Consider the following 19,862-nt stretch of genomic DNA (forward strand, 5'->3'; position numbering starts at 1 on the left):
CTTTCATGAAAATTGAAAATCCACCTCGGTAATGATTTATGACTTTCACAACCTATTCGACGTGACCCTTTCCGAGGAGTACCGCATGGCCGCATCACCGGGGTATTGGCTGCTGATCTACGCCGCCATCGCCATCATTGCATTGATCGTATTGATCGCGCGTTACCGGCTCAACCCGTTTATCGTCATCACCCTGGTGTCCATCGGCCTGGCGCTGTTGGCCGGGATGCCGGCGGATACGATCATGGGCTCCTACGAGGCCGGCGTCGGTAAGACGCTGGGGCATATTGCGCTGGTGGTCGCGCTGGGGACGATGCTCGGCAAGATGATGGCCGAGTCCGGCGGCGCCGAGCAGGTGGCGCGCACGCTGATCAATCGGTTTGGCGAGCGGAATGCCCACTGGGCGATGGTGTGTATCGCGTTCCTGGTGGGGCTGCCGCTGTTTTTCGAGGTCGGTTTTGTGTTGCTGGTGCCGATCGCCTTTACCGTGGCGCGGCGGGTGGGCGTATCGATCCTGATGGTCGGACTGCCGATGGTGGCTGGCTTGTCGGTGGTGCATGCGTTGGTGCCGCCGCATCCGGCGGCGATGATGGCGGTGTTGGCCTATAACGCGTCGGTCGGGCAGACGGTGTTGTATGCGATTTTGATCGGTATTCCGACCGCGATCATTGCAGGTCCCCTATACGCCAAGTTCATCGTGCCGCACATTCACCTGCCAGCGGAAAACCCGCTGGAACACCAGTTCATCGACCGCGAACCGCGTACCCGTTTGCCGAGTTTCGCCCTGACCATGGGCACCATCCTGTTGCCGGTGGTGCTGATGATGATCGGCGGCTGGGCTAACCTGATTTCCACACCGGGCACCGCGTTCAACCAGTTTCTGTTGTTTATCGGCAACTCGGTGATCGCGCTGCTGGTGGCGACGTTGGTGAGTTTCTGGACCCTCGGTCTGGCCCAGGGCTTCAACCGCGAATCGATCCTTAAGTTCACCAACGAATGCCTGGCACCGACCGCCAGCATCACCTTGCTGGTGGGGGCGGGCGGCGGTCTTAACCGGATTCTGGTGGATGCCGGCGTCACCAATGAAATCCTCGGCCTGGCCCATGCCTTCAACTTGTCGCCCTTGGTAATGGGGTGGCTGTTCGCCGCGTTGATGCGTATCGCCACGGGCTCGGCCACGGTGGCCATGACCACTGCCTCGGGCGTGGTTGCGCCCGTTGCGATGGGGCTGGGTTATCCCCATCCGGAATTGCTGGTGCTGGCCACTGGTGCGGGTTCGGTAATCTTTTCCCACGTGAACGACGGCGGCTTCTGGCTGATCAAGGAATACTTCAATATGACGGTGATCCAGACCTTCAAGACCTGGACCGTGCTGGAGACCCTGATTTCGGTGGTCGCCTTCGGTCTGACTTATGGCCTGTCCTGCATTTTGTAACCCGGAGCCGACCCGATGGACATCCTCTACCAGATCCGCGCCCGCCAGGATTCCTTCAGCGCCGGCGAAGGGCGTATCGCCAAGTTGATGCTTGATGACGTCGGCTTTGCTGCGTCCGCCAGCCTGGAAGCGTTGTCCCAACGGGCCGAGGTCAGCACCGCCACCTTGTCGCGCTTTGCCCGCAGCGTCGGGTGCCGCGACTTGCGGGACCTGCGCCTGCAACTGGCCCAGGCCAGCGGCGTCGGCAGCCGGTTTCTCGACCCGGCGGGCCTGCCTGAGCAGTCGGCGTTTCACCGGCAGATTCTCAGCGATATCGAATCGACGTTGCGCCGGCATTTGTCCGGTTTCAACCAGCGCAGCTTTGTCGACGCCGTGAGTCTGCTGGGCAATGCGCGGATGATCCACGCGTTCGGCATGGGCGGGCCATCGAGCCTGTGCAGCGATGAGTTGCAAGTGCGCCTGGTGCGCCTGGGCTACTCGATCGCCGCCTGCCATGACCCGGTGATGATGCGCGTGACCGCCGCCACCCTGGGCCCGGAACATGCGCTGATTGTGTGTTCGCTGACCGGCATCACCCCGGAAGTGTTGGGCGTGGTGGCGCTGGCGCGTAACTACGGCGCAAAAATCATCGCCATCACCTTGCCGGATTCACCGCTGGCGCAGTTGGCCGATGTGCTGCTGCCGCTGCAACCGGCGGAAACCAGTTTTATCTACAAGCCAACGGCGGCGCGCTACGGAATGCTGTTGGCCATCGACGTGCTCGCCACCGAGCTGGCCTTGGCCATGCCGGACGACAACCAGGAACGCCTGCGACGGATCAAGCTGGCCCTGGACGATTATCGCGGCGGCCCCGACAGCCTGCCGCTTGGAGATTGAAATGAAGTACCACACGTTGGTCCGCCAGGCGCTGATCATTGATGGCAGCAACACCCCCGGTTATGTCGCCGATGTGGCGTTGCACGAGGGGCGTATCGAGAAGATCGGCGACCTGTCCCGGGACAGCGCCGAGCATGAAATCGACGCCACCGGGCGCGTATTGGCGCCGGGGTTTATCGACGTGCACACCCACGACGATACGGTGGTGATCCGTCACCCGCAGATGCTGCCCAAGCTCAGCCAGGGGGTGACCACGGTGATCGTCGGCAACTGCGGCATCAGTGCTTCGCCGGTCAGCCTGAGGGCCGATCCGCCGGACCCGATGAACCTGTTGGGCAAGCGCGACGCCTTCGCCTATCCGCGTTTTGCCGATTACCGCGCGGCGGTGGAAAACGCCCACCCGGCGGTGAACGTGGCGGCGCTGATCGGTCATACGGCACTGCGCAGCAACCATATGGACGACTTGCACCGTACTGCCGCGCCCGGTGAAATTGCCGCCATGCGCGTGCAGTTGCAGGAGAGTCTTGCGCACGGTGCCCTGGGTTTGTCCACCGGCCTTGCGTACGCCAGCGCGTTCAACGCCGAGACCGATGAAGTGCTGCAACTGAGTGAAGTGCTCACGGCGTTCGGCGCGGTGTACACCACCCATTTGCGCAGCGAATTCGAACCGGTGCTGGAAGCGATGGACGAGGCGTTTCTGATCGGCCGCCATGCCCAGGCGCCGGTGATCATTTCCCACCTCAAGTGCGCGGGTGCTGGCAACTGGGGACGCAGCCCGCAGTTGTTGGCTTCTCTGGAACATGCGGCGAAGACGCATCCGGTGGGCTGTGATTGCTATCCCTATGCGGCCAGCTCTTCGACCCTGGACCTCAAGCAAGTCACCGATGCGTTTCGCATCACCATCACCTGGTCCACGCCGCACCCTGAAATGGGCGGGCGGGATTTGCAGGACATCGCCGCCGAGTGGGCGGTGCCGCTGATGGACGCAGCCCGTCGCCTGCAACCCGCCGGGGCGGTGTATTACGGGATGGATGAGACCGACGTGCAGCGCATCCTGGCGCATCCACTGTCGATGATTGGTTCGGATGGTTTGCCGGAAGACCCGTTTCCTCATCCGCGCTTGTGGGGCGCGTTTCCCCGGGTGCTCGGGCATTTCAGCCGAGACCTGGGCTTGTTCCCGCTGCACACCGCCGTGCACAAGATGACTGGCTTGTCGGCGGCGCGATTTGGCCTGGCCGAGCGCGGTGAAATCCGTGAAGGGCACTGGGCGGACCTGGTGCTGTTTGACCCGCTGAGGGTGCGGGATGTGGCGGACTTCAAGGAGCCCCAGCGCGCGGCGGAAGGGATTGACAGTGTGTGGGTCAATGGCGTGTTGAGTTACTGCGACGGGCAAGCGAACGGGCAGCGGCCTGGACGATTCCTGGCGCGGAACGGGGATTTGCGTAAGGGGTTTGCGGCCGTATAGTGGCCGCTCTCAAACACGGAGCAAGCGCCATGCACTTAGGAAAAGTCACCCCCATTTTGCGCAGTTTTGACGAGGCCAAAACGTTGGCGTTCTACGTCGATTTCCTGGGGTTCAAGGTCGATTGGCAGCACCGGTTTGAAGACAACTTTCCGCTGTACTTGCAGGTGTCGCTGGGGGAATGCGTGCTGCACCTGTCCGAGCACCATGGTGACTGCACGCCGGGTGCGGCGGTGCGGATTCAGGCCCAAGGGCTGGAAGCGTACCAGCAACAATTGCTGGCCAAGCATTACCGCAACGCCAAGCCGGGGATTGAAGACACGCCATGGGGCAGCCGCGAAATGAGCATCAGCGACCCGTCGGGGAATCGGTTGGTGTTTGTTGAGGAAGTCGCGGTTTAAACCCGTTCTAATGTGGCGAGGGAGCTTGCTCCCGTTGGGCTGCGCAGCAGCCCCAAAACCAGGCGCAGGGTTTACCTGAACGGTCTCGGTTGTTTGGACTGGGGCCGCTTCGCGGCCCAACGGGAGCAAGCTCCCTCGCCACAGTTTGAGGGTGCTTGCGTTGAAGGTGTGTTTACACCCGGAAATGGCTGACCATCTGCTGCAACTGCCCGCCCAAACGCGCCAGTTCCACACTCGACTTGGCCGTCTCGTCACTGGCCGCTGCGGTCTGCTCCGACACGTCCCGCACATTCACGATGCTGCGGCTGATCTCTTCCGCCACGGCACTCTGCTGTTCGGCGGCTGCCGCAATCTGCTGGTTCATCGACTGGATATTCGACACCGTACGGGTGATGTTTTCCAGTGACACACCGGCCTTGCGCGTCAGTTCGACGCTGCTGTCGGTGAGGTTGCGGCTGTTGTTCATCACGGCAGCCACTTGCTGGGTGCCATTCTGCAAACCGGCCACCAGGCCTTCGATCTCTTCGGTGGATTTCTGGGTGCGTTGGGCCAGGCCACGGACTTCGTCGGCGACCACCGCAAAACCACGACCGGCTTCACCGGCACGGGCCGCTTCGATGGCGGCGTTGAGCGCCAGCAGGTTGGTCTGTTCGGCCACGGCCTTGATCACGTCCATCACGCTGCCGATCTTGTTGCTCTCTTGTTGCAGGTGCGTCATGGCGTCGGTGGAGCGTGCCACTTCGGCTGCCAGACGCTCGATCTGGGCGATGGCTTCGGCCACTACCTTGTCACCGGCCCGGGCTTCGCCGTCGGCGGCCGAGGCCGCCTGGGATGCTTGTTCGGCGTTGCGTGCGACTTCCTGCACGGTGGCGGTCATTTCGTGCATGGCGGTGGCCACTTGATCGGTCTCGATCTTCTGGCTGTTGACCCCGGCGCTGGTCTGTTCGGTCACGGCCGATAGCTCTTCGGCGGCAGCGGCGATCTGGGTCACGCCGTCGCGGATGCCGCTGATCAGTTCACGCAGGGTCGTGCCCATGCGCTGGATGCCTTGTTGCAACACGCCGAGTTCGTCGCGGCGGGTCACCTGGATGTTGTGGCTCAGGTCGCCGGAAGCGATGCGCTCCACCACGGCGAGGGTCTCGCGCAATGGGCGGGTGATTTGGCGAGTGATAATGACGGCCGCCACGATGCCCACCAGCAACGCCAGCAACGTGCTGATCAGTTGCAGGCTGCGGGCCTGGGCGCTTTCGGCGTCACGACGTTGCAGCTGAATGTCGTACAGCTTGTCGCTGATGGTGACGATGTCGGTGCCCTGGGTGGTCATTTCTGCACGGGCCGAGACGATGTTGGCGTTGGCCGCCTTGTAGTTCTGCACCGCGCTGCGATAAGCCCCGAGGGCGGTTTCCAGGGCCGTCAGTGCGGACTGTTGGTTGGCGCCAAACGCCGTATGCAGGCCTTTCAAACCGTCGATGGCTTTCTCGATCTGCGCGGCAGCGCGGGCTTCAGTCTCGGCGTTGACGTTGCCGGTGTAGCCGCGCACTTCGTAGCGGGCCAACTGGAACTGTTCCTTGGCGGTGGTCACGGCCTCGAACTGGGCAAAACGCTCGGCGCTGTCGGGCATCTGGCGCACGCTGGAGTCCAGGGCGTCGATTTGTGTGTTGGCGATGTCAGCCTTGTCGCCCATGACCTGGCGCGCGGCGTTACCGTTGCGGTAGGCCTCGCGCATTTTGTTCAAGGACTGCTGGTAAGCCGTGATGATCGCCTTTTGCTCATTGAGCAGCTTGAGGTTGTCCGGGCTCTTGAAGCTGTCCAGCAGCTTCTGTTGCTGGGCCACAAAATTGTCGAGGCTGGTCTGCACGTTTTGCGCCACGGCTTCGTCGCCGTTGGCCAACATGTATTGCAGGCGCACGATCCGCAGTTTGGTCAGTGACGCATTGAGCTGGGTGATGTCGCTCATCCAGTTGCTGCGGTCGATCAGGCCGCCCAGGCTGGTCCAGCCGGTGAGCGCGAGGATCGAGGTGAGTACCAGTACCAGGCCGAAGCCCAGGCCCAGTTTCATGTTGACGCTGATGTTGCCGAACCAACTATTCATCGCATTCCTCCAGGAACAGATTTGCGGGTACATCCGGTTGCTGGAAGTAGCGACCAGCCGATGGGTAGTCAGGAGGTATCGGCAGCCCTGGCGAGAGCTGAAACGGTTTTTTCGTGAGGGCAGGATTTATGAAGCGTGAGCGACGAGCGGTCGCACCGCCCTCATGCAGAGGGCGGTACGAGGGTCAGTGGACTTGGCGCATTCTTTTGCTGGTGGTGATGATGTCGATCAACGCTTCCCTGCTGCTGAAACGGCGGTCATCCAGGTTCCAGCGATTGACGAAGTGACCCCTGGCATCCTGCTGCAACGCGGTGTGGACCAGTACGCCGTCGCGGTTTTTATGGACCATCTCCAACCCGTCGTCCAGGGTGCGCTGAAGCAGGTAGTCGCCTTTGCGCCGCAGGCGTTGTTCGAGGCTGAGGGTTGGCGCCAGCATGACAGGTGGCGGCGATGGCGCACCGGCGACTTCGACGCTTTTCTTGAAGTCGTAGCGCACCAATGGCCATTGTTGCTCGCGCGGTAACGCCTGGAGGTTGGCGGGCTCACGCACAAAGCCGCTGGCCGAGCCGGGAGGCACATCGTCCAGCAGCAAACTGATGCCGTTGTTGAGCTCGGCAATGCCCGGCACGCCGTGGTACGTATTGGCGTGCGTTTCGCCCACCAGTGCGATCCACTTGTGTGGCCCCTGTTGAAGCTGATCCGAGCGGATCACTTGGGTCGCAAAGTAGTTGAGCATTGATGTCCTGGAGCCGGTCATGCCATCTACCCGCAAGCTGGCGACACAATCGAGTGCGCGAATCCGCACGTTATGCTTCATCGCCACCTGCACCAGGCTGACAAAGCTGTGGGGGCTGTCGGCCGGTACGCCGTGGCCTTTGTCCAATGCGTTGAGGTAGCTCCACAGCTCATCAGGCATAAAGCCCAGGTTGTGGACGATATCCAGGTCGGCTTGATGCAGCTCGGTGGTGAGTTGCTCCATGTACAGGGTTTTTACTTCACGCTGGCCCTTCAGGTATTCCATGTGCCGGCTGAGGAAGCCTTTGCTCGACGTACTGGAGTGGGCTTCGCCGACCACCAGGCCATCGGCGGTGTCCAGCAGTTGATCGATAAACTTCACCTCATCCAGGGTCGGGTCGATCGCAGGCAGTGCCTTTCGCGTAGGCGGTGTGAGTTCGGTAAAAAATGCCTGGGCCTGGGTCTGAAGTTTTTTACGGGTCTGGTCGAAGGTGATTTGCGCCGCACGACGACTGCTGACGGTCTCCCAGTAGGCGGTTGCGAAGAGCACTTCACGCGTGCCTATCGGCAGGGTGATTTCATCGTTGATCAGGTTCAGGTGTTCATGCGGCAGGTCAAAGGTGCTGAAGTGGCGCGGCGCTTCAGCAGGCAGAGGGCGCGTTGGCCGTGGCGAGAGTGAGCCCTCCACCGAGGGGGCCGGGCGCGGCGCCGGTTGGCTTGCCGTGTGCAACGACAGCTTCAGGTCGCCCTTGGCCAGGACATCGCCGGGAATACCGCCTGCCACATCCGCGATGACTCGGGTGGGTTGGCTGAAGGCATCGTCGACCCGCAGGGCAATGCTCTTTTGCAGGTCGGCCAGACCCGGCGTGCCGCGATAGGTGCTCATGCGTTTTTGATCAACCAATGCTATCCAGCGCTCGCCCGGTTTTTTGGCCTGGTCGTCGTTAATGAGGGTGTGGGAGTAAAAGTTGGTCAGCCTGTTGGCGCGAATCGAGGCCGGGCGTGAATCAACCAGGCTCAGGGTGTTTTCCAGGTCGTAGGAGCTTGAGGCGTTCAACGGTCTAACTTCAATCCCGTGCTGTTGCGCGGTTTTTACCAGCATCCAGTGGCCGTGCAACCCTTCGGGGTCGCGGTAGTTTTCCTTGTCGATGGATTTGAGCTGGCGCTCCGCCTGTTTGGAGAAACCACTGGAAAACCGTGAGTGGGTTTTCAGATGGTGGATGTCGCGCCACAACGCCTCGATATAGAGAACCGTCACGTTGAATTCACGCAGGTACTGCATGTTTTCGATCAGCACCTGTTTAGCCACGGTGGAAAACGGTGCCTCGCCCACCACCAGGTTGTGGGCGTCATCGATCAGCAGCTTGAGCAAATCACGCAGGGCAATGTCTGGCGCCGGGTTCAAGGTTTCGGCCCGGGGAACCACGGCGGGCAACCGTGCAAAAAACGCGTCGGCGTCGTCCGTCAGTGCCCTGACGTTGTCCAGGTGCTGTTTGAGTGCCGGGGCGAGTTGCTGACGCGAGACCCAGATGCTGTGGGTATTAAGGTCACGATCCAGGTAGGCGATCTGCTGGAACAGCGCGGACCTGTCCTCGGGGGCGATGACGGCCGCTACGTCCCTGCGTAACTTTTCCGATAATTCATAGGGCTGCCCAAGCCTTTCAGGGCCTGGCATACCGCCGATGACACCGGAGCGCTGCCACTGGCCGTCCACCGTCTGGTTCACCAGCTTGCCGGTGGAGCGCAATTGCCCGCTGGTGTTGTCGTAGCGAAACAACAGGAATCGCCCCAGGCTGTCGGGGGTGTGGGACGCCCACAGGTTGTCGCCAGCAAACAGCACGGGCTGCATGCCCTGAGGCAATGGCGGTTGTGGCTGCAGTTGCTTGATCAAGGTCATTGCCTGTTGATCCTTGGACGCCCGGGCAACATGGCGCAACGGCGGACGGGCAAGCTTGACGGGGGCGAACAGCAGGGGCCGCAGGTCGGTCAACAGTGCCCCGCCGGCATTGAGCAGCGCGCCCAGATAATGCCCCAGGGCGGCAGCGGTGTCGTTGCGGCTGTAGGCATGCAGGGCGAGCATCGAATCCTTGAACACCAGCAACCCGCCCAACGCCAGGCTCAGTGTCGGGAAGGGCGCGGTCAGCACGGCAATGGTGATTTCACCGATGACGCTGACCAGTTCCATGATCATCTGCAAGCGCCCGGTGGTGGTGCTTTTGACTTCGTCGATACGGTGGCGCAGCTTTTTGTCGTAGGTGTGGTAATGCAGGTTCTTGAGGGGCAGTGCGGTGCGAGGCACTTCGTCGAATACCGGCTTGGAATACACGCCCTTGAGCTGTGCCGGCAGGCCCGCCAGCAATGCTTTCAATCTCGGCGCGAACGCCGCACGCTCAGCGCTGGCGACCCGGCTGATGTAGTAGGTGTCCATGCCTTCAAGGTTTTTCAGGCGTTCGTTGAATTCCCGTTGCGGCCTGAAGGCGATGCCGTCCGGTGCGTGCGGGGTGTAGAGCAGGGGCAGGTCGTTGGCGTGGTGGAACAGGTAACAGCCATCGATCACTTGCCCGCTGATGTGCAACGGATAGAGCCGATACCGATTGCGCACGGCCTCGCTGTTATCAGCCAGGCTGTCGATGCTCTTTTCCAGCCAAGCCAGGTCGGTTGTTGCCAGATAGCCTTGCAGGCAGCACTCAAGCGCGGCGACACGCATGTGCAACTGGGCAACCTCCAGGGCCATGCTGCGGCGCCATGCATAGTGGGGGCCTTGCGGGTCCAGCAGGGTTTTCTCGACCTCGGCGACATAGCGATCACCGATCCAGGTGCCTCTGACCGAGTTGCTCACCGTTTGCGCGGTGAGTCGACTCAGGTCGACGCCGGGCGGTCCCTTGAACTGTGCGGTGGTGCTGGCGTCAGGGTTGATAAAGCCCAGGCTGGCGTCGTAGCCGTTGCGGTACAGCGTGGTGTAGCTGACGCGTTCGCGCGGGGTGATCACGCCCACGAGGTTTGGGTCTACCGCCGGGATCGGGTGGCCGAGCAGTTGATTGAGGGCGGTTTTTGCCGCCTTGTGCAAGTAACTGTCGAAGTCGGGAAACTGTTGCGGGCTACCCGGGCTTGCGGCGTAGGCCTGTGCAGCGCCCGTGGCCTGTTCCTTGAGGTCGGCGAGTTTCTGTCGGTCCGCCACCGAGGCCTGGCTCAGCCACTTGGGCATCTGATGCAGGTATTCATCGGCCTGCATGGCCAGCGTCGTGGTACTCATTTCCACCAGGCAGGCTTCATAGGTGGAGGGCGCGCCGAAACTGATCATCAAATACTCGAGGCTGGCCGGGGTAAAACCCAAGGCGGAAAGCATCGCGCTGTATTTGGGCCGGATCCGGCTGACCAGTTGTTCAAGCAGGTAGTCTTTCATGCTGCGCGAACCGGGGACGGACGCTACCTCCTGGCTCCAGCCGAGGATGTGCGCCTGCAATTCCCGCTCGCTGCCAAAGGCCTGGAACTGTTCGGCGCGGGGGGCGTGAGGCGTGCACAGCAGCAAGCGTTTGACCGCGCCCGTTGCATCGGTCTGGCGCAGCACCCACAGGTCTTTGAGGGGCGCCTTGTGCAGGAACAGGCAGCAGGCGGTGAGTGTGGGCGATGGTCCTTCACTGAGGGTCTGCAGCAGTGCGTAGTCGTCAGTGCTGATATGGTTTTGCAACGATGCACTGTAGGCCAGCGCGTGCAGGCGGCTGTCGAGCATCTGCTGCATGGCGTCCTGTACGGCGGGCAGACTGTGGGCGCGTTTTTGTTCTTCGGCGAAGGTCAGGCTTGGTTGAACCTTGGCCAACAGCTCGGCCAGGTAAGCCGGCGTGACGTCCTGGAACTCGGACGGCAAGGGCTGTTGGGCGTAGGTCAGCCAGGTGTGTTTGAGAAACTCGGAGTCGGTTTGTTCATCGCCATGGTGCAAGCCACGTATCGCCAATTGCACCAGGTTGTTGTGCTGGTTGTACGAGTTGCCTGACTTCAGGGTGCGCTCAGTGCTGATCTGCAGTTGCTCGGGGATCAGGCCCTGGATATCCAGGTCGTCATCCAGGTGCTCAAGCACTTGCAGACGTGCCATGGCCTCGGGCGAGGCCGCCGGGCCGAGTAACGCCAGCACTTGCAGGCTGAGGTGTTCGTAAGTGCGCAGGTGTTCGGCGAGGGTCTTGCGCTGAGCTTCATTGGCGCTGCGGTACCAGTCGGGGGCGAATTCGTGGAGCAGTTTTTCCAGTAATTGTTGCGCGCGCAGTTCCAGGCGCGAGGCCAGGTCCCAAGGCGAGCAGCGCAGCGCCTGGTCCAGTTCGAGGGTCATTCTGGCGACGTCTGCCGGCGCTGGGTGGCCGTCCAGGCCAAGGGCAAACGCGATGTCCTGATGTTGTTTGTCCTGCAGGGCGTTGTAGGTGTGTTCGTTCAGCGGGAGGCTGTCGATCGGTTCTGGCACCAGGGGCCAGATACTCGCTGCGCGCAAGTGCTGGTAACGGCGCGGCAGGTGTTGCAGCAGTTCCTGGCGCCAGGCGGTCTGCTTCATGCGCTCCTGCAGCGTGCGGTCCAGGTGTTTGAGTGAGGTGAAAGCCTCCAGGCCTCTGGAAGGGGTGAACAGCAACACATCACCGTCCTCGATCTCCAGGTGGGTGACCGGTGTCTGGCTGCGCGTGAGGACGAACATCCCGGCGAACTCGATGGTCTGCTGGCGGTAGCGAAACGTCAGGCGATGGATGCCCGGGCGCCGCTCGGGGCCGAAGACGATATTCGTCACCATCAACTGGTCGGCGGGGCTGAGCAAGCGATCTGCAACCTTCAACTTGGCCTCTGCCTCCAGCATCAACTGATGGCTGTCGAGTATCCAGTTTTTGCGCAAATGGCCGTTGGGGCGCCGCTCTGTTTCCATGGCGGTCAGTTTATTGTGCAGCGCCGTGCGGATGCGCGTGCGGTTCAACAGGCCCTGCTCGCCGTGGATCATCCAGTTGCGGGGTACGGTGTAGTGCACTTTTACCTTCTGCAGGCCCCAGCGGCTCTCTTCTGCCAGGGCCGCGTGCAGCGCCTGCATCTCCAGCAACTCGGCAGAGGACTGCGCTGCGGGCGCCTGGCCGTGGGGGAAAACCTGCAAGCGATGACCGATCTGCAGCAGGTAGTTGTTCAGTTGTTCGGGGGGCAGTGGTGATGTGTTCGGGGGCTGGGCGGGCATGGCCGGTCCTCAGGGTTGATGGATCCCTGAGGGTGCGCAGTCTCGCCGTATCGATGGCGGTAGTTAGTTACTCAAGGCCTCGACCACGGTCAGTATCAGGCGTGACGGGCAATCAGTACTCAGGTGCAGCGTATTGCGGGCCACCCTGGGATGTTCTGCCTGGCCGGGTGCTTCGCCGCTGTTGGGGTTGACGTCAAAGCGCGGGAAGTTGCTGCTGGCGATGTCCAGGCGCAGCCGGTGGCCGCGCTGGAAAAGATTGCAGGTGGCGAAGGGTTCGATCACTACCTTGACCCGCTCACCCGGGGTCAGCAGGGTGGGGTGCTCCCAGGTGTTCCGGTAACGGGTGCGCAGGATGCCGTCGGTAATGTTCATGGCGTAGCCGTCCGGGTAGACGTCGACCAGTTTGGCGGTGAAGTCGGTGTCGGGCGCATCGCTGTCGATCCACAACTCCACGCGCAGCGGGCCTGCGACGATCAGGTCGTGGCTGAGTGGCTCGGTCTGGAAGCTTAAGACATCGCTGCGCTCGGCCAGCGGGCGATGGTCGCGCCGGGTACCGAAGAAATCCGCCCGCTCGCGTTGGTCGAAAGCGCCGCCGACAAAAATCGGCGCGCCGGAGGTCAGGGCGCCACCGATGGTCGGCACCGGGTCGGCCGGATCGGCGCGGTAGCTGAGCTGGCCCTCGGTGGTCGGCGGTTCAGGTTGCAGTTGGCGTTGTGCGGTGAGGTGCAGGGTGAGTTGCCGGCTATCCGGTAGCGGCCATTGATGGCTGTCGATCCAGTGCCCGCCATGTTGCAAGCGCCCCTGTTGATCGCGCTCGCCGGTGCCACCGCCCATCAGGAACACCTTCACTGCCGCGGAGACGGGCAGCGGCGAACCCTTGAGGGTGCGTTCAAACCAGTCCAGGCGGCAGCTCAGCCAGTCTTTCGCCACCTGCCCGTCGAAGGCTGCTGGCGCACCAAATTCCGCATCGCCACTGTGAGTGATATTGCGATCACCATGCAGCCAAGGGCCCATGATCAACTGATGCTGCGCTGTACCGCTGGCGCAAAACGCCGCGTAGTTGGCGAGGGTTGAACTGACATAGGCGTCGTACCAACTGGACATGAACAGCACCGGGATATCCGGCAGGTCGTGGTAATGCCCCTCGGCGTAAATGCCCGGCGCTTGCCAGTATGGGCCGAAGTCGCCGTGGGCCCACTGCTCCAGCAGATAGGCTTCGTACTCCGGCACATGCCGCAGGGGCGATTGCCCGGCTTGCCACGGCATGCGCTTGAACCACTGGTGGATGTCTTCCTGTTCCAGGGCTTCGAGGATCTTCGGATCCGCCAGCGCCGCCGGGCTTTCCTTGGCCTGGCGAAACGCCCAGGTGGCCTGCTTGAGCTCCAGCGCGCCGCCCTGGCGAATTCCACATTGGTAGGCGTTGGCGAAGCCGCCGCTGTCCAGCACCATGCTGGCGAGGCCCGGCGGATGCAGGCAGGCCATCGCCAGTTGCGCGTGGGCGGCGTAGGACAGGCCCATGCTGCCAATCTTGCCGTTGCACCACGGCTGCTCGACGATCCAGGCCAGGGTGTCGCAACCGTCTTCGCCCTCGGCGGTGTATTTGGTGAACACGCCTTCGGAGGCATAGCGCCCGCGGCAATCCTGGAAGATCGCGACAAAGCCCTGGGCCGTGAACCGCGCGGCCATTTGCTCGCGGGAAATGTGCTGGCCGTCGAGCTGGACTTCCGAGCGCGACGGTTTGCTCTTGTCGTAGGGGGTGCGCTCGATCACCACCGGAAACGGGCCTGGGCCGTGGGGCAAGTAGATATCGGTGGCCAGGTGGATGCCGTCGCGCATGGCGATCATCTGGTTGTGCAACGTCTGCATGGGGAAAACACTCATGGGTTCAGTACCCGGTGCCTACGGCAATGGCCAACAACACCATCGCCAGCACCGCATATATCAGAAACAGCGGCAGGATGTAGCGTGCCCACTGGCCCCAGCCGACGTTGGCGGTGGCCAGCAATACCAACAGGCCGCTGGAGGTCGGGGTGATCATGTTGGTCAGGCCGTTGCCCATCAAAAACGCGAACACTGTGGTTTGCGGGCTGACACCGGAGAGTTGCCCCAACGGCCCGAAGATCGGCATGGTCACCGCCGCCTGCCCCGAGGTGGACGGGATCAGTACATCCAGCCCCAGTTGTGCGAAGAACATGCCGTAGGCCGAAACCACCGGACCATGATCGCCCACCAGGTTGGCGAGGCTGTTGACGAGGGTGTCGAGCACCTGACCGGTGCTGAGGATGATTTCCACGGCGGTCGCCAGGCCGATCAACACACCGGCGATCAGCACCTTTTTCATGCCGTCGACAAAGGCGCTGGCGGCGGTGCTGGCACCCAGGCCGGCGATTACGCTGAACGCCACGGTCAGCAGCAGATAGAACGCCGACAGCTCGTGGTATTTCCACGCCCAGCGGTTCGAGGCGTAAACCAGGAAACCAATGCCGGCCCCCAGCACGATCAGGTTCAGCAGGTGGCGCAGGGGCAGCGGTTTGCGTTCGAAGGTGATCTGCGCGCTGGCATCAAACCCATGCTTGCGGATGCTCCACAACACGAATGCGATGCCCACCAGCAGGAACGTGCAGTAGGCCAGGACGCGCATGCTCAGGCCGCTGAAAATCGGCAGCCCCACCATCGGCTGCGCCACGGACAGCGCAACCGGGTTGGAGATGGAGGCCAGGTAGCCGACCTTCACCGAGATGGTCACGATGGCCAGGCCGATCAGGTTCGACAGCCCCAGGCGGTTGGCCATGGCCACCATCAACGGCACGATCAGGATGAATTCCTTGGCCAGGCCCATGAAGGTGCTGCCGGCGGAAAACACCAGCATCAGGCTGGGCACCAGCACGTAGATATTGCCCCGGGTCAACCCCAACAGGCGTTCAAGACCGGCATCAATCACACCGGCCTTGTTCAGCACGCCGAACATCCCGCCGATGAACAGCACCATGAAAATCAGCGCGGCGCGTTTTTCGATGCCTTGGGGGATGGCCATGAAGCCCTCGATCAACGATACCGGCCGAGCGACCGTATCGCTGGCTTTGCGCGGTTCCAGGGAGAACAGTTGGCCCAGGGAGTCGTGCTTTTCCAGCACCTGATAGGAGCCCGGAACCACCAGGCCGTTCTGGCGCTGGAACTTGCCCGAGTTCACCGCGTAGGTGAAGGCGACAGCCAGCAGCACGATGCTCAACAAAATGATGGCCGGGTTGATCTGCTTGCGCTGCGCGGGTGTTGCCACCGGCGTTTCAGTGGGCGAGTGGGTACGGACGATCTGCGGTTCGGTCATGCTGGTTGCCCCGGTGTGCGCTGTTATTGTTGTGTCGGGTGACACTTGTGGAGCGGACACTAGGGCAAAGTTTTAACGGCGACAACGTTATGCGCGGGCTGGGTTGGGCTATGCGTTTTGTGCGGCCAGGCGGCTCTTGAGGTGCTGTGCAAACGCCGTCACCACCTTGGACCTGGGTTCATCGGCGCGAAACGCCAGGCCGAATGCATAGGGCAATGCCGGTCGAAACGGGCGGACCACAATCGGCAAATGCATGAAGTGGCTGGCCAGCAAACCATTGACGATCGACACCCCCAGCCCCTCGGCGACAAAGCTGCACGCGGCGCCCACCGAGTGCACTTCCACCCGCACCTGTGGCGTCAGGTTGGCTGCGCGAAACACCTGGTTCAACTCCGCCCGCAGAGCCCGTTGCCGGCCCAGCATCACCAACGGCACGTCTCGCAAGTGTTGCACTTCGATGCAGGCGTGGCGGGTCAGCGGATGGTCAGCGGGCATCACGCATACGCCTTCGGTTTCCAGCACCGGTTCAATCTCGAAGTCGGGAATCTCGGTAGGCAAGCGCACAAAACCGAGGTCGGCAGAGCGGTCGAGCACGGCCCGTTCGATCATGTCGTAGGAACCGGTCAGCAACTCGACGACGATGTCTTCCCGGCCCTTGAGAAACTCGGCGACGATCCGCGGCAGCAGCTCCTGGGTCATGCTGGTGGGCACCCCGACCTTGATCAGGCTCTTGCGCGAACGGCCCACGCGCATTTCATCTGCCAGGCGCTGGATACGCTGCATGCCGTCCACCAGGCCGGCCACTTCGGCAAGCAGTTCTTCAGCCTCCGGGGTCGCCATCAAACGGCCCTTTTTGCGCAGGAACAACGCGAAACCCAATGCCTCTTCCAACTGGCTCAACAACCGGCTGACCGCGGATTGCGACAGGCCCATGCGGGTCGCCGCACCGATGGTCGAGCCGGTGGACATGATCGCCTTGAAGGCTTCGAGCTGCTTGAGATTCACCGTGATTTTCCTGTGGTTTGAGGGCTTTGCGCATAGCCTGATGCGCTTCTCGCATAACGTTGCCGGGCGTTCGAGGAGCCGTTAGTGTCCGCCGCAATGCGACGCGCCGTCCAGCGTATCGCAGGCAGCAACTGCCCATAAAAAACCACAATACGGCATTCGGGAGACGGTTATGCGTGAGCTTTTCACGAGGGGAGGGGTGGTGTGCACGGGCTTGCTGGCGAGCCTGTCACCGGCACTGATGGCCCAGGGTTTCTGGGAGGATTCCCACGGCAAATTGACCTTGCGCAATTACTATTTCAACGACGGTTACCGCGACGGCGGCGAGGACCGCAAGGAGTGGGCCCAGGGCTTTTTGCTCAACCTGCAATCGGGTTATACCGAAGGCACGGTGGGTTTCGGCCTTGATGCGTTGGGGTTGTCGGGGATCAGGCTCGACTCCAGCCGCGCCCATGCCGGCACCGGGTTGTTGCCGGTGCACGACGATGGCCGCGCGGCCAGCGAATTCTCAAGCCTGGGCGTGACCGCCAAGATGCGCATCGGTGAAGCCGTGGTGAAAACCGGCACGCTGCTGCCGAAGATTCCGGTGCTGGTGTACAACGATGGCCGGCTGTTGCCACAAACGTTCCAGGGCACTCAAGTCGAGTACAGCGGCGTCCGTAACCTGTACGTGCACGCCGGGCATCTGGACAAGTTCAAGCTGCGAAACTCGACCGACAGCGTGGATATTTACCCCCAGGGCTACAGCGGCAAAAAGGGCAGCGACTTTGATTTCGCCGGCGCCACCTACGCCTTCACACCCAAGCTGAGCGGCACCTGGTACTACGGCGAAATGCGCGAATTCTATCGCCAGCAGTTCTTTGGCCTGGTGCACAAGCAGCCAGTGGGTACCGGCAGCCTGACCAGCGACTTGCGTTACTTCATCAGCAACGAAGCCGGCGAGGCGCGCAATGGCAAGGTCGACAGCGACATGTTCAGCGGGTTGTTCACCTACCGGCTAGGGCCGCAGGCGTTGGGCGTGGGTTATCAGAAAGTCACCGGCGATACCGCGTTGCCCTACGCCAGCGTGTCGACGGTGTATTCCTTCAGCAACGCCGGTGTCGGCAAATTCATCCAGGCCGGTGAGCAAACCTGGATGCTGCGCTATGACTACGATTTTGCCGCCGTACTGCCGGGCCTGAGTTTCATGACCCGCTACTACAAGGGCCAGAACGGTGACTTCAAAGGGCGCGAAGCCCGCGAGTGGGAGTCGGACACCAACCTGCGCTACGTGATCCAGGACAGCACCTTCAAAGGTGTAGGTATCGAGTTGCGCAAGGCCACGTATCGCTCGACCTATGCGAGCGATCGTGACAACTACCGGGTCTACCTCACGTACGACCTGGCGCTGTGGTGACAGGCCTTACTGCTCGACGAAATAGTACGGCTGACGGTTGATCGCCATCTCCTTGACCACCGTCACGGGTACGTTCAGCCGGTCAGTATTGTCCACCAGGGCCACGTTGCCGGGCTTGGCCGCGAGGTAACTTTTGAGTTCCTCCGGCGTTTGCAGAATCGTCAAATAGGCCTGCATGTAGAACACCCCGGCGCCGGCGATTCGCTCGTTGGCCTGATACAGCACCACTTCCTTGCCCTGCGCCTGCATCGCCTGGATCTGGCTGATCACCGGCACAAACGACTGACGCACATCGGCCTTGGGCGCGAACCAGAAAGCGGCAATCAGGTAGCAGGCAATCACCAGGGTGAAAAAACCACCGACCAGGCCGCGACGATGGGCATAAACGTGTTCGGCAACGTTGGAAACCTGCCCGCGGCTTTTCAGCCAGCCCAGCAAGACGCCACCATACTCGGCGGCCAGCACTGCGGCGGCGGGCGTCAGTGCCATCAGGTAAACCGTGCGCTTGCTGGAGGCGAGCGTCAGCAGGGTGAACTGCGCCACCAGCCACACGCTGAAAAACAGCCGGTAGCGGTTGCGCACCAGGCTTTTACGGAAGTGCCACAGCCCCAGGTACACCAGAATATTCCAGGGCAAAAAGGCTTCGGGCAGTTTGACGATGTAGTAATAGAACGGCTCGTAGTGACCGGCTTCGACAAACGAGCCGCTGAAGCGTCCGACACTGTTGGTCAACAGCACTTCACGTACCGCTTGCAGCCCGTCGCGCTGGTACAGGAAACCCAGCCAGATCATCAGCGGCACCAGCGCCAGCAGCGTGAATAGCCCGGGTTTGACCCAGTCGCCCAGCTTGAATTGTTTATCCATCAGGCTGGTGCTGGCCAAATAGACGAAGATCACGATACCCGGCATGGCCAGGCCCAGCACACCTTTGCTCAAGGTGGCGATCACCATCCCCAGGGTAAACAGCAACCAGGTGCCCAGGTTCGAACGGTCGCGCTCCGAGGCGGGGCGGTTGGCCTGATAGAACGCCAGCAGGGCCATGGTGACCCCGAGGGTGAGCAGCGAATCTTCACCGACGCCGCGTACGTTGCTCCAGTAACTGGCCATGGTCGCCAGCATCAGCGCCGCGACAAACGCCAGGGTCTTGGGCCGGCCAAACTTGCGCAGCATCCCGTACAGCAGCATCACACTGAACAGCCCGGCAAACGCCGACGCCAGGCGCACTGCCCACGTGGTGCCACCAAACAGCCGGATCGCCCCGGCGTCGAGCCACAGGCTCAGCGGCGGTTTCTCCAGGAAGGGTTCACGGAACAATCGCGGCACCACCCAATCGTTATCCAGGTGCATGGCCATGGCGATCCCGGCCACACGGGCCTCGGTCGAGCCTTGCAACTCGTGATTGCCAAGGGCGAAGAAGAACAACAGCGCAGTAAGCAGGAGCAGCAGAGGAGCGGAACGCGTCATGGATTCTGGCTACCGGGGCAGGGGACCGTTCGGGGGAACGGTCCGGGCAATCGGTGAGTATACGAGGGGGATTCTTAATAATTCGTGAATGAGTGTGAGGTTTTTGTGGGAGGAGGTACCGGTCAGTGGCGCCAGGGGGGGGACCGTGCAGGTGATCCCACACGGCGTTGCGTACGAAGCCGGCGCCGATGGAGGGCCAGGGCGCGGGCGACAATGGTCAGCCTGTCCCGGGTCAGTGGTCGCTCGACTCTGGCATTGTTTGTACCACGACCTTGCTGACTCCCTTGGCTTCTACAAGGTTTTTTATGGCATGTGAAAGCATGAAGCGCCCGTCGGAACTGCAATAGTTGATGCCCAGGCTATCGGCAATGTATCGCCATTTGTAGGCATCGTGACAATCCATCAAAGTGAGGTAGATCTCCCTCTCCTGACCCTGATGGATAAAGCTGATCTTGTAGTTTTTTGGTTCAGGCATAG

Annotated in this window: 12 protein-coding genes; 5 read left to right on the forward strand and 7 right to left on the reverse strand. The window is 61.8% G+C overall.

Features of this window, described 5'->3' with window-relative positions; all coding sequences use genetic code 11:
- Positions 1–31 precede the first annotated feature (31 nt).
- Genes LIY45_RS17560 through LIY45_RS17575 form a run of 4 tightly spaced genes read left to right on the forward strand, consistent with a single transcriptional unit; the run spans position 32 to position 4,174 of the window.
- The gene (locus LIY45_RS17560) at positions 32–1,435 is read left to right on the forward strand and encodes a gluconate:H+ symporter (RefSeq protein ID WP_226477051.1); all 1,404 of its coding nucleotides are present in this window, start codon (positions 32–34) and stop codon (positions 1,433–1,435) included.
- Between the two features lie 15 nt (positions 1,436–1,450).
- The gene (locus LIY45_RS17565) at positions 1,451–2,311 is read left to right on the forward strand and encodes a MurR/RpiR family transcriptional regulator (protein WP_017478511.1); all 861 of its coding nucleotides are present in this window, start codon (positions 1,451–1,453) and stop codon (positions 2,309–2,311) included.
- 1 nt (position 2,312) lies between these two features.
- Positions 2,313–3,776 carry a D-aminoacylase gene (locus LIY45_RS17570; RefSeq protein ID WP_226477052.1) on the forward strand — a complete coding sequence of 488 codons (1,464 nt, stop codon included), beginning with the start codon at positions 2,313–2,315 and terminating at the stop codon, positions 3,774–3,776.
- Between the two features lie 29 nt (positions 3,777–3,805).
- Complete coding sequence (locus LIY45_RS17575) at positions 3,806–4,174, forward strand: glyoxalase superfamily protein (protein ID WP_017478513.1); 369 nt, start codon at positions 3,806–3,808, stop codon at positions 4,172–4,174.
- A 172-nt stretch (positions 4,175–4,346) separates the two neighbouring features.
- Here LIY45_RS17575 and LIY45_RS17580 read toward each other — a convergent pair whose 3' ends face one another.
- The 5 genes from LIY45_RS17580 to LIY45_RS17600 form a co-directional block, all read right to left on the reverse strand.
- A complete protein-coding gene (locus LIY45_RS17580; protein ID WP_226477053.1) occupies positions 4,347–6,266 on the reverse strand; it encodes a methyl-accepting chemotaxis protein in 1,920 nt (639 codons plus the stop codon).
- 184 nt (positions 6,267–6,450) lie between these two features.
- Complete coding sequence (locus tag LIY45_RS17585; protein ID WP_226477054.1) at positions 6,451–12,195, reverse strand: membrane-targeted effector domain-containing toxin; 5,745 nt, start codon at positions 12,193–12,195, stop codon at positions 6,451–6,453.
- Positions 12,196–12,258: 63 nt separating this feature from the next.
- On the reverse strand, positions 12,259–14,061 hold the full coding sequence (locus LIY45_RS17590; protein ID WP_226477097.1) for a CocE/NonD family hydrolase: 1,803 nt from the start codon (positions 14,059–14,061) through the stop codon (positions 12,259–12,261).
- A gap of 19 nt (positions 14,062–14,080) precedes the next feature.
- Positions 14,081–15,520 carry a Na+/H+ antiporter NhaC family protein gene (locus tag LIY45_RS17595; RefSeq protein ID WP_226477055.1) on the reverse strand — a complete coding sequence of 480 codons (1,440 nt, stop codon included), beginning with the start codon at positions 15,518–15,520 and terminating at the stop codon, positions 14,081–14,083.
- Between the two features lie 108 nt (positions 15,521–15,628).
- Positions 15,629–16,525 carry a LysR family transcriptional regulator gene (locus LIY45_RS17600; protein ID WP_226477056.1) on the reverse strand — a complete coding sequence of 299 codons (897 nt, stop codon included), beginning with the start codon at positions 16,523–16,525 and terminating at the stop codon, positions 15,629–15,631.
- A gap of 241 nt (positions 16,526–16,766) precedes the next feature.
- Between LIY45_RS17600 and LIY45_RS17605 the strand changes: the two genes are divergently transcribed.
- Positions 16,767–17,921, forward strand: a complete 1,155-nt coding sequence (locus LIY45_RS17605; protein ID WP_226477098.1) for an OprD family porin — start codon at positions 16,767–16,769, stop codon at positions 17,919–17,921.
- Positions 17,922–17,927: 6 nt separating this feature from the next.
- On the opposite strand, the gene LIY45_RS17610 is transcribed toward LIY45_RS17605, so the two are convergent.
- Positions 17,928–19,385 (reverse strand): glycosyltransferase family 39 protein, encoded by a 1,458-nt coding sequence (locus tag LIY45_RS17610; RefSeq protein WP_226477057.1) that lies wholly within the window; start codon positions 19,383–19,385, stop codon positions 17,928–17,930.
- A gap of 232 nt (positions 19,386–19,617) precedes the next feature.
- Positions 19,618–19,860: a hypothetical protein gene (locus LIY45_RS17615; RefSeq protein ID WP_226477058.1), complete on the reverse strand. Its 243-nt coding sequence runs from the start codon at positions 19,858–19,860 to the stop codon at positions 19,618–19,620.
- Between the last annotated feature and the right edge of the window lie 2 nt (positions 19,861–19,862).

It is taken from the genome of Pseudomonas sp. MWU16-30323 (assembly GCF_020515595.1).
Taxonomy (GTDB): Bacteria; Pseudomonadota; Gammaproteobacteria; order Pseudomonadales; family Pseudomonadaceae; genus Aquipseudomonas; species Aquipseudomonas yamanorum.

Bases quoted from the DNA above. Each gene is read 5' to 3' on its own strand.
- LIY45_RS17560 (WP_226477051.1), top strand. From the start codon at position 32: ATGATTTATGACTTTCACAACCTATTCGACGTGACCCTTTCCGAGGAG.
- LIY45_RS17565 (WP_017478511.1), top strand. From the start codon at position 1,451: ATGGACATCCTCTACCAGATCCGCGCCCGCCAGGATTCCTTCAGCGCC.
- LIY45_RS17570 (WP_226477052.1), top strand. From the start codon at position 2,313: ATGAAGTACCACACGTTGGTCCGCCAGGCGCTGATCATTGATGGCAGC.
- LIY45_RS17575 (WP_017478513.1), top strand. From the start codon at position 3,806: ATGCACTTAGGAAAAGTCACCCCCATTTTGCGCAGTTTTGACGAGGCC.
- LIY45_RS17580 (WP_226477053.1), bottom strand. From the start codon at position 6,266: ATGAATAGTTGGTTCGGCAACATCAGCGTCAACATGAAACTGGGCCTG.
- LIY45_RS17585 (WP_226477054.1), bottom strand. From the start codon at position 12,195: ATGCCCGCCCAGCCCCCGAACACATCACCACTGCCCCCCGAACAACTG.
- LIY45_RS17590 (WP_226477097.1), bottom strand. From the start codon at position 14,061: ATGCAGACGTTGCACAACCAGATGATCGCCATGCGCGACGGCATCCAC.
- LIY45_RS17595 (WP_226477055.1), bottom strand. From the start codon at position 15,520: ATGACCGAACCGCAGATCGTCCGTACCCACTCGCCCACTGAAACGCCG.
- LIY45_RS17605 (WP_226477098.1), top strand. From the start codon at position 16,767: ATGGCCCAGGGTTTCTGGGAGGATTCCCACGGCAAATTGACCTTGCGC.
- LIY45_RS17610 (WP_226477057.1), bottom strand. From the start codon at position 19,385: ATGACGCGTTCCGCTCCTCTGCTGCTCCTGCTTACTGCGCTGTTGTTC.
- LIY45_RS17615 (WP_226477058.1), bottom strand. From the start codon at position 19,860: ATGCCTGAACCAAAAAACTACAAGATCAGCTTTATCCATCAGGGTCAG.